The organism is Deltaproteobacteria bacterium, assembly GCA_013151235.1.
In the GTDB taxonomy this organism is placed as follows: Bacteria; CG2-30-53-67; CG2-30-53-67; order CG2-30-53-67; family CG2-30-53-67; genus JAADIO01.
On sequence record JAADIO010000059.1, the window covers coordinates 1 to 13,120 of the forward strand.

The following is a 13,120-nucleotide window of genomic DNA, read 5'->3' on the forward strand; positions in this document are numbered from 1 at the left end:
GAACGGTGTAAGTGATTGATATTCCGTTCGTGTGGTTCGGCAAGTTTAATGGACCGTTCGTGGTGAGCCTGTCGAACCATGAACGGAATCCAGAAAACGACTTTTTACGACTTCATCAAAGGAGATCCTGATGAAATTTCGTACTTTTCTGTCCATCCTCCTGTTGCTGGCCTTTGCTTCCGCCTCCCAGGCAGTCATCTATAAATGGGTAGATCATCAGGGGGTCGCTCATTTCACCGACGCCCAGGAAAAAATCCCTACGGCCTACCGGAACGAGGCGGTCGATTTCAACCGGGTCAAGGCCGCGGGAAGTGTTACATACGATCCGGCCTCCGGAAAGGGTACGTCGTCACAGCCCCCATCGGTCGAGAAAGCCGCAAAAAACCCCACGGTAATTCTCTACATGACCGACTGGTGACCCCACTGTACGGAAGCGAAGAGGTACTTCGCGAAGAACAATATCCCGTACAGGGAGGTCAACGTGGAAAAAAGCGAGCAGGGCAGACAGGAGATGCTGCAGAAAAGCGGCGGATTCAGAGGGATCCCGTTGATCGACATCAACGGAACAATTCTGCGGGGCTTTTATCCCGACGCTGTGGAACGGGCACTGAAAGCACACTAATCTCCGCCCAACGGAGGATCTCTCCTGTATATCTGATTCTTCTCCGGGAGGGCCGGAATGCCGGCAATATCAAAAGTTACGATGTTCTTCTGCCTGTTCTTCACCCTGATCGGACTGCCGGTTTCCGCCCTCCCGCTGAAAGCGGCATCGTCCCTTCCCGACCTCATCTCTCTCTCTCCCACCCTGCCGCAGATTCTCGGATGCGGGTTTCTGCTCATCCTGGGGATCGTGATCATTTTCTATCTCCGGTATCGGCAGATACAAACAATTCGAACCCTGCGCCGTCATGCCGAAAGGGTCGCCGATGGAGATTTCAATCCCCGGGTCCCCCTTCAGCACCACAATGAACTTGGACGGCTGGCAGAGGCCTTCAACCGGATGGCCGACGCCATGGAAGAGCGGACACAGGCCCTCACGAGAACCAACCGGGAGCTCAAAGACCAGGATGCCCGGAAGACCCGATTCCTCGATGTCGTCGCCCATGATCTGCGCACCCCCCTCACCTCCATCAAGGCCTATTCGGAACTGCTGTTGCGATATCCGGATGAATCTCCTGAAACGCAGAGGGAATTCCTCAATATCATTCAGAAGGAATCGGACCGGATGGCGGCCCTCATCAATGACTACCTCGATCTGACCAAGCTGGAAAGCGGCATCCTCTCTTATCATTTCCGGAAAGTTAAGCTGGACGATATGATCCATGAATCGGTCCGGGTCCACCAGGCGGAATGCCGGCTCAAGGAAATGGAGATCATTCCGATGATCGACGGCCCCCTCCCCCCTCTCCGGGCCGATCCCGATCGATTAAACCAGGTCTTCACAAACCTGATCCATAACGCCATCCATCATTCCCCCCCAAAAGGGAAGATCACCATTTCCGCCTCCGTAAAAGAGGAGAACGGAAACACATGGATCGAAGTCGCAGTTGCCGATGAGGGACCGGGGATCCCCGAAGAATATCATGGGATGATCTTCGACAAATTCCGTCAGATCGACACCACCAAACTGCCTACGAAAGGCGGGGTCGGTCTCGGCCTCCCGATCTCGAAGGAAATTCTTCGACGCCATCAGGGAACGATTCGGGTCGACCCGGACAATCAGCGGGGGGCCTGTTTCCGGTTCCGTCTCCCGCTTTCCTTCTCCGATTGATCACCCGGTTTGACGAAATGCCCCTTCTCTGATTCACTATAACCGTACATGAACTCCGGCAAGGCGGAATGCCGCTATGATAACGCAAATGAAATGGGTAACAATCACCCTTGCCATGATCCTGTTGGCGGGCACGCCCTCTATCAGGGAACAAAATGCCGGGAAAAACGGAGAGGGGAAGATCATGGAGACTCATGGAAAAACACCGAATCACCTAATCCGCGAAAAAAGCCCTTACCTCCTTCAACATGCCTGGAATCCGGTGGAGTGGTATCCCTGGGGGGAAGAAGCCCTCACCCGGGCAAAGAAGGAACATAAGATCATCTTTCTCTCCATTGGATATTCCACCTGTCACTGGTGTCATGTCATGGAGAAGGAATCCTTCGAAAATGAGGCGATCGCAGCCCTGCTCAACGATAATTTCATCTGTATCAAAGTCGACCGGGAGGAGCGACCCGATCTGGATCAGATCTATATGGCCGCCGTACAGGCAATGACCGGAAGCGGCGGCTGGCCGCTCAACGTTTTCCTTACACCGGATTTGAAACCTTTCGCGGGGGGGACCTATTTCCCTCCGGAGGATACACCCTGGGGGCAGATCGGAATAGAAACCCTTTTGACCCGGGTTGCCGATTTGTGGCGTGAAAATCCGGAAACGGTTGTAGAAAATGCGGAAAGATTGACACAGGCAATCCGCAACGCTCGGGAAAAAGGTCCCAGCGGCAAGATTTCCGCCGCCTTGTCCCGGCATGCCTATGAATCAATCGCAGAAAATTATGACAACCTCTATGGAGGGTTTGGCCCGGCCCCCAAATTCCCACAGGGAATGACCCTCTCCTTTCTGCTCCGTTATCACCACCGCACCGGAAATCCGACAGCCCTCTCCATGGTGGAAAAAACACTACAGAAGATGGCACAGGGAGGAATATACGACCAGTTGGGAGGAGGTTTCCACCGTTACTCCACCGACGAACGCTGGCTCGTTCCTCATTTCGAGAAGATGCTCTACGACAACGCCCTCATGGCCCAGGTCTATCTGGAGGCCTTCCAGGTCACGGGCTTTGAAAAATACTCCACAACTGCCCGTGAAATCCTTGACTATGTATTACGTGACATGACGGCACCTGCGGGCGGGTTTTACTCCGCCGAGGACGCCGACAGTGAAGGAGAAGAAGGTACCTTTTACGTCTGGACACCAAAGGAGGTAGAGGAAGTGCTGGGAAAGCAGAAAGGGAGCATCTTCAACCGGTTTTACGGCATCTCTCCCCCCGGGAATTTTACGAAAGGGAAGAGCATTCCGAACCGATGGATCGATGAAGCGAGTTTTGCCAAAGATCGGAAGATCCCCTTGACGGAACTTCGGGACATCCTCCTCCACGGGAAAAAGAGGCTGTTCCAGGCACGGACAGAGCGCGTTCGCCCCCGCCGGGACGACAAGATCCTCACCGCCTGGAATGGAATGATGATCGGCGCCCTTGCCTATGCGGCAGAGGTCCTGGATGAACCCCGCTATGCCCGTGCCGGGGAGAAGTCAGCCCGGTTTATCATGAAGAATCTTATGGAGGGGAAGGACCTCCTCCGGCGCTACCGGGACGGGGAAGCAAGATACCCCGGCTATCTTGATGACTATGCCTTTTTTGTTCAGGGTCTGATCGAGCTCTACCAGGCCACCTTCAATCCCGAATGGATCACGACGGCCCTTTCATTAAACCGGAAAATGGTGGAGCGTTTCTACGACCCGAAGGAAGGAGGATTCTTTTTTGCCCGTGAAGAGGACCCCACCCTCCTGACCCGGAACAAAGAGTTCCACGACGGCGCCAAACCAGCGGGAAACGCCATCGCCCTGCTGAACCTCTTGCGTCTTGCAGAATTCACCGGCAGGAAGGATTTACGGGGGATGGCGGAGAAGACCTTGAAGGGGATGACGGCCGGAATCAAGGAATTTCCCGCTGCTTTCCCGCAAAGCCTGACGGCCCTGGAATTTCTCCTCTCCTCCCCCTTTGAGATTATCGTGGCGGGATCACCAAAAAATGAGGAGACCCATGCACTGATCCAGGCCGTCACCGCTCCCTTCGTTCCAAACAAAGTCGTCGCCCTGGCCGGAGAGAAGAAAAGCAATCTCGTAAAGACACTACCCTTCCTGACGGGAAAAACAAGCATCCAGGGAATACCGGCCGTCTATATCTGCAGGAACCACACCTGTCAACGTCCCCTGACCGACCCGGTGGAGGTGGACAGAGCCATGAAAAACAGCGGAATGGTTCAGGGACCGGCCCTGCGGATCTCGATCGGAACCTCTTCGGAAAAGTGATCAAAATATTCCTTGAATTGTCCTACAAGTTCCCGTGCCCGGGTGTCATAGAGTCCACGGTCTTTCCACAATTGCCGGGGATCCAGAAACTCCGGCGGAAGACCTTCACAAACCTCGGGAACCTCGAACCCGAAAACCGGCTCCTTCCGCATGGGCACGGAATCGAGTTTGCCCGACAGAACAGCCCGGACAATGGCACGGGAATGCTCAATCCCGATCCGGTGCCCCTCGCCGAGTGGACCGCCTGTCCACCCGGTATTGATCATCCAGCACTGCACATGGTGCCTGGCAATCTTTTCACCCAGGATTCTTGCATAGACCAAGGGGGAAAGGGCCAGAAAGGGGGCTCCAAAACAGGGATTAAAGGTGGGCACCACTCTCCCCTCTTCAATTTCAGAGGTGTATCCCAGCAGATAAAAATAAAGAGCCTGTTCCGTATTCAGGCAGGCCACAGGCGGCATAACCCCCGAGACATCTCGGGTCAGCATGAAGAGATGTTTCGGATGGGCACCCCGGCCGGAGGCCACGGCATTCTCAATGGCCGTGATATGGTAAGCGGCCCGGGTATTCTCCGTTAAAGCCGTATCGGAAAGATCGATCCGTCGCGTCTCCATATCGATGGTCACATTTTCCAGAACGGTGCCAAACCGTTCCACACAGGCCTGGAGAGCAGGATTTTTTTCGATGGTCAATCCCGCCACCCGACTGTAGCAGCCTCCTTCGAAATTAAAAACTCCGTCATCGGACCAGCCGTGTTCATCATTCCCGATGAGACGCCTCCCCTCCACCAGGGCAAGGGCCGTCTTCCCCGTCCCCGAGAGCCCGAAGAAAACCGCCACATCGTTTTCATCGTCACAACCGGTATTCACTGCACAGTGCATGGGAAGGATGTTCCCCTCCGAAAGGAAGGCATAATTCAAGATGGTAAAGGAGGAACGCTTGATCTCTCCGGCATAGCTCGTCCCCCCGATGAGGATCATCTTCTCCCCGAAGTTTACAATGACAAAGGTTTCGGAATGGGTCCCGTCGAACTCGGGAAAGGCATGGAACCGGGGGACGTCGATGATCGTACACTCCGGCTCATGGTGGGTCAGTTCTTCGGGATCGGTACTCTGTATAAACAGGTTGCGGGCATAGAGGCTGTGCCAGGCGTTTTCCGAGATCACCCGGATCGGGACCCGGTACTTCGGGTCGGCCCCGGCATAGCAGTCCTGGACGAAGATATCCTTCCCCTGGAGGTAGGCCTTGAGGCGGTTATAGAGTGAATGAAAATGGTCCTCCTCGAAGGGTTTGTTGGTCTTGCCCCAGAGGATATGGCTGGGGTTGGCCGGGTCCCGGACCACATACTTGTCTTCACGGCTCCGTCCCATATGGTGCCCCGTCCGGACCACGATCGGCCCCTTGTGGGCCACGAGCCCCTCCCGCCGTTTGACGATCTCTTCATAGAGCGCCCCCGTGGGGAGATTCCAGTAGATGTTCCCGACGTTACGGAAACCGAGTTTCTTCATCTGGTCATTGTTCATGAATTTCCGCGTTCCTTCCTTTCTGCGATGCTCGGCTTCATGGAGGGGACCCCGCTCCCCCTCCGGGGGAGTTAGGAAAAACCTCTCCCAGGTCTATCGGTTCGCAATACATTTAAGGGAGTGCCCTGTTTTTTCTTTGTGCCTCTGCCCCTCTGCCTCTTGCTCTTGCCTTCCCCGTGCCCCCGTGCCCCCCGTGGTCAATGGCTTTTGACTTTGCCTCTGTACCTTTGTCGTTGCGTTGTAATTTATGCAAGAAGAAAGAGGATGTCAATAAAAATCCCCGGCGGGAAAAAACCCCGACGGGGATTGGTCGGAACCGAAAACAACCGCAACCCGATCAGAACCGGTAGGAAAGCTGAAGGTCAATGCTGTCTTCCACCAGTTGGATGCGGGTCTTGCTGGTCGCCGCAAATCCAAGGTTCTGGTACGCCTTGGGCACATCCTTCTTCCCGGAAAGATCTCTTTTGAAGGCATGCATATAGGCCGCCGCAATGCCCCAATGGTCACCCAGATTATAGCTCGCGCCAAGACTGGCGTGCTGCTCTACCGTGACGGGGAGGGCAACATTATTAAAGACGTCCGCTTCGTTGATGGGAGACTTGGCATATTCATATCCGGCCCGAACCGTCAGGGCATCGTTGACGGCATAGCGCCCACCGAGGGCGAAAACCCACTGGTCATCCCAGCCGAAATTCAGGTCAATACTGCTGGGGTGGTCGATCACTGTTCCCAAACCGTTTTTCCGTACGAAATTGCCGGAGAGTTTAACGGCGTCGTGGGTGGCGGACCAGTTGATCCATTTGACGTCGAATTCCAGCGTCAGTGCCTCCAGGGGGGTCACGGCAACACCGAGGGCAAACTGCTGAGGAAATTCAAGATCAAGCTTTACCGTCCCTGGAGACTCCACGGAAGCAAGATAACCACCGGAAGCAAGATTCTTGACATCACTGTCTCCAATACGATATTTCATTTCCGGTAAGTACTGCCTCGATGTGTAGGAACCGCCGACGGTAATCATGTCGTTTATCTTGTAGATCGCCCCGATGTTGGCGCCCAGACCATAGACACCTTCTGCCCGCCCAAGGTCAAGATTGATTCCACCTAATGACGGAGCAGCAAAGGTCTCCTGGATATCGAGGAGCTGCCAGTCGATGCTGACACCGGCGCCGACGGACAACCGTTCATTCACGTTCCAGGCAATCGCCGGCTGGACCTTGGCAAAGATAAAGGTGGAGGAAACACTGGCGTCCTTAAATGCTCCTCCAGCGTCAATCACATCGTAGTCAACTCCAAGACCTCCCGTTGCGAAAAAACCACCCCCGAAGAAGACATCGTCCCGATTGAAGGCCGGGGCCGTCCAGCCGAGGGCCGGCAGGGCGTAAAGTTCGGAGCCGCCTCCCGTCTCTTCACCGGGACCGGCAAAGGCCGAGGGAGAAACAGGTAGATCTGTAAAATCGAGCTGACGCCGTGGCATAAAAAATTCACCGTTGAAGTCGGCCCGGCTCCCGATAGTCGCCATGCCTGCAGGGTTGGAGATCGCAGTAATGGCATCTTCCGGCACTGCCGTCACGGCACCGGCCATCCCCTTCTGGGTGGCCCCGACCCCGATCAACTGGGCGCCGTTGGTGGCAAAGGCATTAAAGGGAAAGAAAAAACTTAAAGATAAAACAAATGCAGCAAACATCATAAAGCGTTTCATGTCCGCCCTCCTTGAATGATTTTCCTGCTACATAAAAAAACAAACAAACCCCGCGTCTTGACTTTTCGGTTCCTCAATCACCCCCTTTGCCTGTATCGGAAATAGAATAATGTCCTCCGTGAACTGCATTTCTCATGCCGTTTCTTATAATCGCCTAAGTTATATCGCCTATCCGGATGAATTGTAAAGCTTTTTCAACCTTCCCCTCTTTGGATCCCTCGATTCACGATACAGCACCAAGACAGCATTCCGCACGATCATGAGGAATCTTTTTCCCAAAAGAGGAAAAATTTTTCCACTTCCCCTCACTAAAGTAGCCCTATTCGTAAATACGGTGACATTTGAGTGCCGCAGAGCGGCCCTCTCGGTGCGTCACAGTATTTACGAACAGAACCACTAAGGATATCCAATAATCCCCAAAAGCGATTTATAGATCCGCCCTGAAAAATTAGGGTCCCGAGCCATAAAAGCAGCCCCGGTCCTGAAAGGGTCATCCCAAAGGTAGAACCGCATCCGCCAGAACTGATCCAGGATCCCGATCCGGATTTCCCCCTTTTCCACATAGACCAGGATCTCAACAGGAAACTGGGTCAAATGATACAGGCCGCTGCAGGAGTCCGGATCCCGGGATGAAGGCCATTTCAGCCCGGTATAGTTCAGTGTCAGGTTTTCGATATGGCGGTTCGTCACTCCCATGAGGCAGGCCCGGTCGGCAATCATATCCCGATATACCGGGTGCCAGCCGTTCATGTTGATCCGCATTCCCTTCTCCAGACGGTCGCAGACCTTCTTGATGGCCCCCGCCGGATCTCCCGTAAGGGGAATGTGCCGGATTACATCAAACTGATCCTGCATCCCTCTCCAGAAAAAGCGTATGTCCCGGTCGTTCCGGACCGGCGGGAGCTGTTCCGTCAGGATTGTCCCTTCCATCCCCTTGATGCAGAAGGTCACCAGGTCCTTCTTCACCACATTGGCCATCGCCACCATCTTGTCCTGCTCCGCGAAGGGAAGATCTGCGAAAAAGACCTTTGCCAGCAGCTCGGGGTTCGTAAAAACCACAACCACCGTTTCTCCTTTCCGGTAGACACCGATCCGGATCGGAAGAAACATCAGGTAGCGGGCCCCCTCCGCGAGAACCGCCCGGTCGTAGTCCTCATTCCGAATCAGGTAGACCCGGGCCCGAGTCCCACAGGCGCTGGGAATGTCGAGGTCCCAAAAGGTGATGATTTCCCAATCCGACTGCTGCACATTCGATTCGATCCGGCGGCAGACCGAATCGAAGGGGGCCTCCATCTCCAGCGCCTTCTGGTAGAGTCCATAGCTCTTTCCCGGGTCAAGACGTTCCTTGATATCACGGCGAAAATCTTTCAGGAAGGCCCGGGCGGAAAGAGGGAAACATTGCAGGAGTAGTAAGCACGCAAGGAGAAAGGAGAAAATCGATCGCATGATGCCTCCGAAAGATTGGTTCGTCGAAATGCAGCACAGAGGCTGAAAAAATCAATGATTATAAAACAAACGGACTTTTTAAGGTGTGTCGGAGAAGAAAAACCCCTGCCGGAATTACCGGCAGGGGGAGAATTAAAGATGCAACAGGTTTCATCCCGCCGGGAAAATCACTTCCCCTTCACCATATCCTCAATATCACCGAAAATGGTGGAAGGAATGAGCGTATTTTTGGCGAAAGCAAGATAACCGGAATCCCAGAAGTAGAGCTGCATCCGCCACATCTCACCATACTGAGCGATTTGCCATTTGCCGTCCTTCCCTTTGTAGATTACTAACTCCAACGGCAGAGCCGGGGCATGATCAACGCCGGGATACTTGTTGTTATCCGCCTTGGCACTGAAACGGAAATCGGAATTGATGTTAATGCACTTGGTCTCGGTGTACCGGTTGGTAATCCCGAGCCAGGCGGCCTTGCCGTCGAACTTCTTGACGGCCACAACATGGAACCCTTTGTCCGTATCCGCCTGGCGACTGGCCGCAGCCTTACTCTTCAGGTCACCAATAATCGTATCGAGGCTCGTCGAACCATCGACCTCCTTGACCGTCAGCAGGCTTTCCCGGAAATCACGGAACTTGGCCATCATCTTGGCCGGACCGTCGCCGTCGTACCCGCGGTACTTGCTCAGCTTTCGGATCGGCTCCTGCTGTGTGCTGACTGCCTTGCCCGGCACGGCCCGGATGACCTGGACCAGTTCATTCTTGGCAGCGGAAGCTGCGGCCATCAGGGCATCGTTATTTTTCACGCCATCGAAATAAACATTGGCCAAGGCATCCGGATTGGCGATATTGATATTGACCTTACCGTAAGCCTCGTAAACCCCGATTCGCAGGATCAGGACCGATATGGCATCGGCCGGCATGTTTCCCAGGGCCGCCTGATTGAAGACCGGGGAAGTCAGAATATAGGTCCGGGCCTTCTGCGCATTTTCGGGAACGGCAATGTCCATCTTGCCGAGAAGCTCCAGATTCGATTTTGCAATGCTTTGTTCAAGGGCTGCCGTCACCTCGGGAAAATCGTCATCCGCCTCGAGGACCTTCTGAAAGACCCCGACCTTGACGCTCTTTGCCATGGCCGTTGAGGCAAACGCAAGCATCAGAAAAACAGCAAACAAATTAACAATTATCCCTTTGTTGCGTATCCAGCTCATAAGTATTCCCTCCTTCAACCAATGTTAAAAAACTTTTTTCCTCCCTGATCCATAACGAACCGGTCTCCTCCCCCTCGCCCCCCCTTTCCTGAAAGTATAAAACGATCCCTCCAACCCTATTATTCCGGTCACTCCGGAAAAACCCACATTAAATTAGCATATCTTAATTATTTCATAACCTCTTATTTTTACAGGTTTTTCCCGAAAGCTTTCCGTCAACTTACCGGAAGATATTGTCGCTGTCAAGGATTTTCATCTTACCTCTCTTTCGGCTTGGGTAGATGAATACAGATCCCATGTACGGCATGAGCCGTCTCCATGACCACCTCGGAGAGGGTCGGATGAGAATGGATCGTATCCCCCAGGTCCCTGACCGTCCCGCCCAGTTTCATGACCAGGGCACCTTCCTGAACGATATCCGAGGCATGGGCGCCCAGTATATGCATCCCGAGAAGACGGTCGGTCTTCGCATCGGCCACGATCTTGGCCATCCCCGTGATCTTTCCCATGGCATGGGATTTCCCCAGTCCGCGGTAGGGGAAGGTCCCGACGGCGACGTCGAATCCCTTCTCCCGCGCCTGCGCCTCCGTCAATCCCACGGTCCCGATCTCGGGCATGGTGAAGATCGCACCGGGAACAACACTGTAATCGACGGGACTTTCCTTTCCGAGGGCGTTCTCCGCTGCGGCGATCCCCTCGGTGGAGGCAACGTGGGCCAGCAGGATTCCCCCCGTCACATCCCCTATTGCGTAGATGCCGGGGACGCTGGTCTCCAATTTCTCATTGACCTCGATATTCCCGCGGGGACCGACCTTCACGCCTGCGGCGTCCAGGTTCAGACCGTCCGTATTGAAGGTCCTGCCGATGGAGACCAGCACCTGGTCGGTGATGATCTCCTTGCCGGAGGCGAGCGAGGCAACCATCTTCCCTTCCCCGTTCTCCTTCACCGATTCGATCTTTTCATCGCAGTAAAGCTTGATCTTCTTCTTTTTCAGTTCCCGCTCGAGAAGAGCCGTGATCTCCTCGTCCACGAGAGGAATGGCATGGGGCATCATCTCGACCATGGTGATCTTCACCCCGAGGGCATTGAGGATGAAGGCAAACTCGCAGCCGATCACCCCGGCACCGATCACCAGGAGGGTCCCGGGGAGTTTTTTCAGAAAAAGCGCATCGTCGCTGGAGATGATCTTCTCCCCGTCCAGGGGAAAGACGGGGATGTTCGCCGGACGAGAGCCGGTCGCCAGGATGATCCTGTCGGCGGCCACATCCTCCGTCCCGCCCTCACGCAACTGCACGGTCACGGTCCGGGCATCCCTGAGGCTCCCCGTCCCCTCGATGAGGCGGATCTTATGACTCTTGAAAAGTGACCGGATCCCCTTGACCTGGGTGGAGACCACCTTGTCTTTCCGTTTCATCATGGCCTCCAGGCTGTAGGTCACCTCGCCTGCAACCTCTACCCCGTAGTCCCTGGCATGACGCACCATTTCCAAAGCCTCGGCCGAGTAGACCAGCGCCTTCGTGGGGATGCACCCGCGGTTCAGGCAGGTTCCCCCCACCTCGTCGTTTTCCACCACCGTCACCTCGGCGCCGAGCTGTGCCGCCCGGATCGCCGCCACATATCCGCCGGGGCCCGCCCCGACAATCACAACATGTTCCGACATATCTTATTCTCCCTGCTCAACCATTGCCATAAATAAACCGACAGACCTGAAAGAAAAAAAAAGGGATTCACGTTGAATCCCTTTCAAAGCATTTATCAGGATGGAACCCATCAGTCGCTCTCTTCCTCCACGAAGGCCTGGTAGGCCTCTGCTCCCATCAGTCCCTTCAACTCGGAGGGATCTGAGAGCTTGATCCGAACGATCCACCCGTCTCCGTAAGGGGCCTCATTGATCGTCTCCGGGGCATCTTCTATATCCTCGTTGACTTCGATTACCGTCCCGCTCACGGGAGACAGCACCGACGATGTGGCCTTGGTCGATTCCACTTCGGCCACTTCTTCCCCGGCCTCCACGTCGTCGTCGATTTCCGGGACATCAACGTAGACGATATCGCCCAAGCTCTCCTGCGCATAGTCCGTAATCCCGACCGTTCCCTCATCCTCTTCGACACGGACCCAAGTGTGATCCTTTGAATATTTCAGATCCTCAGGATTCATATCTATTCCTCCTTCTCATGCAGATTCTTTATGGATACAGCCCTCAACAAAAGTGGAGTGATCTTATCGAACAACCCTTTCTCGTGTCAAGTCTAAAAAACCAGGAAAACAAAGCAGGAACCAAGGTGAAAAACCGGCCTTCACAAAACCGGGCCTTCCCTGCAGATCCCCGGGGAGGCGTTGAAAAAACCCTCAGAAAAACCAGAACCGTTTTCGTCGCGGGAAGGCCTCCACCACGGCCGCCTCGATCTCTCCTCCGGCAAGGACGATCTCCGGATGATCCACCACGAATCTTCGGGCCGTCTCCCTGCCGACCAGGTTCTCGGCCACCTTCAGGGCCGGAAGAAGAGAGGGGTTCCGCCATCCGGTCGAGTGGGCATCGGAAGCGATAAAATGGACCCCGCCCGCCTCGATCAGCGCCCGGGAGAACCACTCACTCTCTTTCCCGAATTCCCCGGTCACGCTCATGGCCGTGATCTGGCAGAGAGCGCCGGCGGAGAGGAGTTCCAACAGGATGGAAGGGTTCCGGAGGATCGGGAGATTCCGTTCCGGGTGGGTGATGATCGGAAGATAGCCGTTGCTGATCAAGTCGAAGACCAGGCCATGAAGATTCTTCGGCAATACACGGGAGGGGAGTTCGAGAAGAAAATACTTTCCATGGTTCAGGGTCACGCCTTTCCCCTGGGCGAACCGTTCCGGCAGATCCGGGACCAGATGGAGATCGGACCCGGGATAAAGTTTCAGGGGAATCCCCTCTTCTTCGAGCAGGTTCCGGGTCCTCTCAAAAACCGAGAGAATTAATTCCCGATCGGTGGAAAACATCTCCTGAAACAGGTGGGGCGTAGCAAAGATCGCCGTCACCCCCTCGGCCAGGGCCAAACGGCACATCTGAATCGTCTCTTCCGGATTGTCCGCACCGTCATCAAGACCGGGAAGGATATGGCAATGGATATCAATCATCAAACAAGCTCCCGGCATTCAGCAACCACTCATCAGCACTCTTC

11 protein-coding genes are annotated in these 13,120 nt (G+C 54.7%); 4 read left to right on the forward strand and 7 right to left on the reverse strand.

From position 1 onward, the window contains the following. Positions 1-130: 130 nt before the first annotated feature. The 4 genes from GXP58_10855 to GXP58_10870 all read left to right on the forward strand — a co-directional run bounded on the left by GXP58_10855 (position 131) and on the right by GXP58_10870 (position 4,082). Complete coding sequence (locus tag GXP58_10855; GenBank protein ID NOY54097.1) at positions 131-418, forward strand: DUF4124 domain-containing protein; 288 nt, start codon at positions 131-133, stop codon at positions 416-418. A 42-nt stretch (positions 419-460) separates the two neighbouring features. Continuing rightward, entirely contained in the window at positions 461-622 is a 162-nt protein-coding gene (locus tag GXP58_10860) for a hypothetical protein (GenBank protein NOY54098.1), read from the forward strand. A 57-nt stretch (positions 623-679) separates the two neighbouring features. After that, positions 680-1,771 carry a HAMP domain-containing histidine kinase gene (locus GXP58_10865; GenBank protein NOY54099.1) on the forward strand — a complete coding sequence of 364 codons (1,092 nt, stop codon included), beginning with the start codon at positions 680-682 and terminating at the stop codon, positions 1,769-1,771. 184 nt (positions 1,772-1,955) lie between these two features. Continuing rightward, positions 1,956-4,082 carry a thioredoxin domain-containing protein gene (locus tag GXP58_10870; GenBank protein ID NOY54100.1) on the forward strand — a complete coding sequence of 709 codons (2,127 nt, stop codon included), beginning with the start codon at positions 1,956-1,958 and terminating at the stop codon, positions 4,080-4,082. Here the strand turns inward: GXP58_10870 and GXP58_10875 are convergent. The 7 genes from GXP58_10875 to GXP58_10905 form a co-directional block, all read right to left on the reverse strand. Then, positions 4,034-5,605, reverse strand: a complete 1,572-nt coding sequence (locus GXP58_10875; GenBank protein ID NOY54101.1) for a phosphoenolpyruvate carboxykinase (ATP) — start codon at positions 5,603-5,605, stop codon at positions 4,034-4,036. The genes GXP58_10870 and GXP58_10875 overlap by 49 nt on opposite strands. 337 nt (positions 5,606-5,942) lie before the next feature. Continuing rightward, on the reverse strand, positions 5,943-7,304 hold the full coding sequence (locus GXP58_10880; protein ID NOY54102.1) for an aromatic hydrocarbon degradation protein: 1,362 nt from the start codon (positions 7,302-7,304) through the stop codon (positions 5,943-5,945). A gap of 396 nt (positions 7,305-7,700) precedes the next feature. Further along, complete coding sequence (locus GXP58_10885) at positions 7,701-8,750, reverse strand: hypothetical protein (protein NOY54103.1); 1,050 nt, start codon at positions 8,748-8,750, stop codon at positions 7,701-7,703. A gap of 167 nt (positions 8,751-8,917) precedes the next feature. After that, positions 8,918-9,958 carry a hypothetical protein gene (locus GXP58_10890; GenBank protein NOY54104.1) on the reverse strand — a complete coding sequence of 347 codons (1,041 nt, stop codon included), beginning with the start codon at positions 9,956-9,958 and terminating at the stop codon, positions 8,918-8,920. Between the two features lie 257 nt (positions 9,959-10,215). Continuing rightward, positions 10,216-11,619, reverse strand: a complete 1,404-nt coding sequence (lpdA, locus tag GXP58_10895) for a dihydrolipoyl dehydrogenase (protein ID NOY54105.1) — start codon at positions 11,617-11,619, stop codon at positions 10,216-10,218. A gap of 110 nt (positions 11,620-11,729) precedes the next feature. After that, positions 11,730-12,122: a glycine cleavage system protein GcvH gene (gene gcvH, locus GXP58_10900; protein ID NOY54106.1), complete on the reverse strand. Its 393-nt coding sequence runs from the start codon at positions 12,120-12,122 to the stop codon at positions 11,730-11,732. Positions 12,123-12,308: 186 nt separating this feature from the next. Beyond that, a complete protein-coding gene (locus tag GXP58_10905; protein ID NOY54107.1) occupies positions 12,309-13,076 on the reverse strand; it encodes a hypothetical protein in 768 nt (255 codons plus the stop codon). Positions 13,077-13,120 lie beyond the last annotated feature (44 nt).

What these genes read in the sequence shown, in the direction of transcription:
- GXP58_10855 (NOY54097.1), top strand. Translation starts at nt 131, where the DNA reads ATGAAATTTCGTACTTTTCTGTCCATCCTCCTGTTGCTGGCCTTTGCT.
- GXP58_10865 (NOY54099.1), top strand. Translation starts at nt 680, where the DNA reads ATGCCGGCAATATCAAAAGTTACGATGTTCTTCTGCCTGTTCTTCACC.
- GXP58_10870 (NOY54100.1), top strand. Translation starts at nt 1,956, where the DNA reads ATGGAGACTCATGGAAAAACACCGAATCACCTAATCCGCGAAAAAAGC.
- GXP58_10875 (NOY54101.1), bottom strand. Translation starts at nt 5,605, where the DNA reads ATGAACAATGACCAGATGAAGAAACTCGGTTTCCGTAACGTCGGGAAC.
- GXP58_10880 (NOY54102.1), bottom strand. Translation starts at nt 7,304, where the DNA reads ATGAAACGCTTTATGATGTTTGCTGCATTTGTTTTATCTTTAAGTTTT.
- GXP58_10885 (NOY54103.1), bottom strand. Translation starts at nt 8,750, where the DNA reads ATGCGATCGATTTTCTCCTTTCTCCTTGCGTGCTTACTACTCCTGCAA.
- GXP58_10890 (NOY54104.1), bottom strand. Translation starts at nt 9,958, where the DNA reads ATGAGCTGGATACGCAACAAAGGGATAATTGTTAATTTGTTTGCTGTT.
- lpdA (NOY54105.1), bottom strand. Translation starts at nt 11,619, where the DNA reads ATGTCGGAACATGTTGTGATTGTCGGGGCGGGCCCCGGCGGATATGTG.
- GXP58_10905 (NOY54107.1), bottom strand. Translation starts at nt 13,076, where the DNA reads ATGATTGATATCCATTGCCATATCCTTCCCGGTCTTGATGACGGTGCG.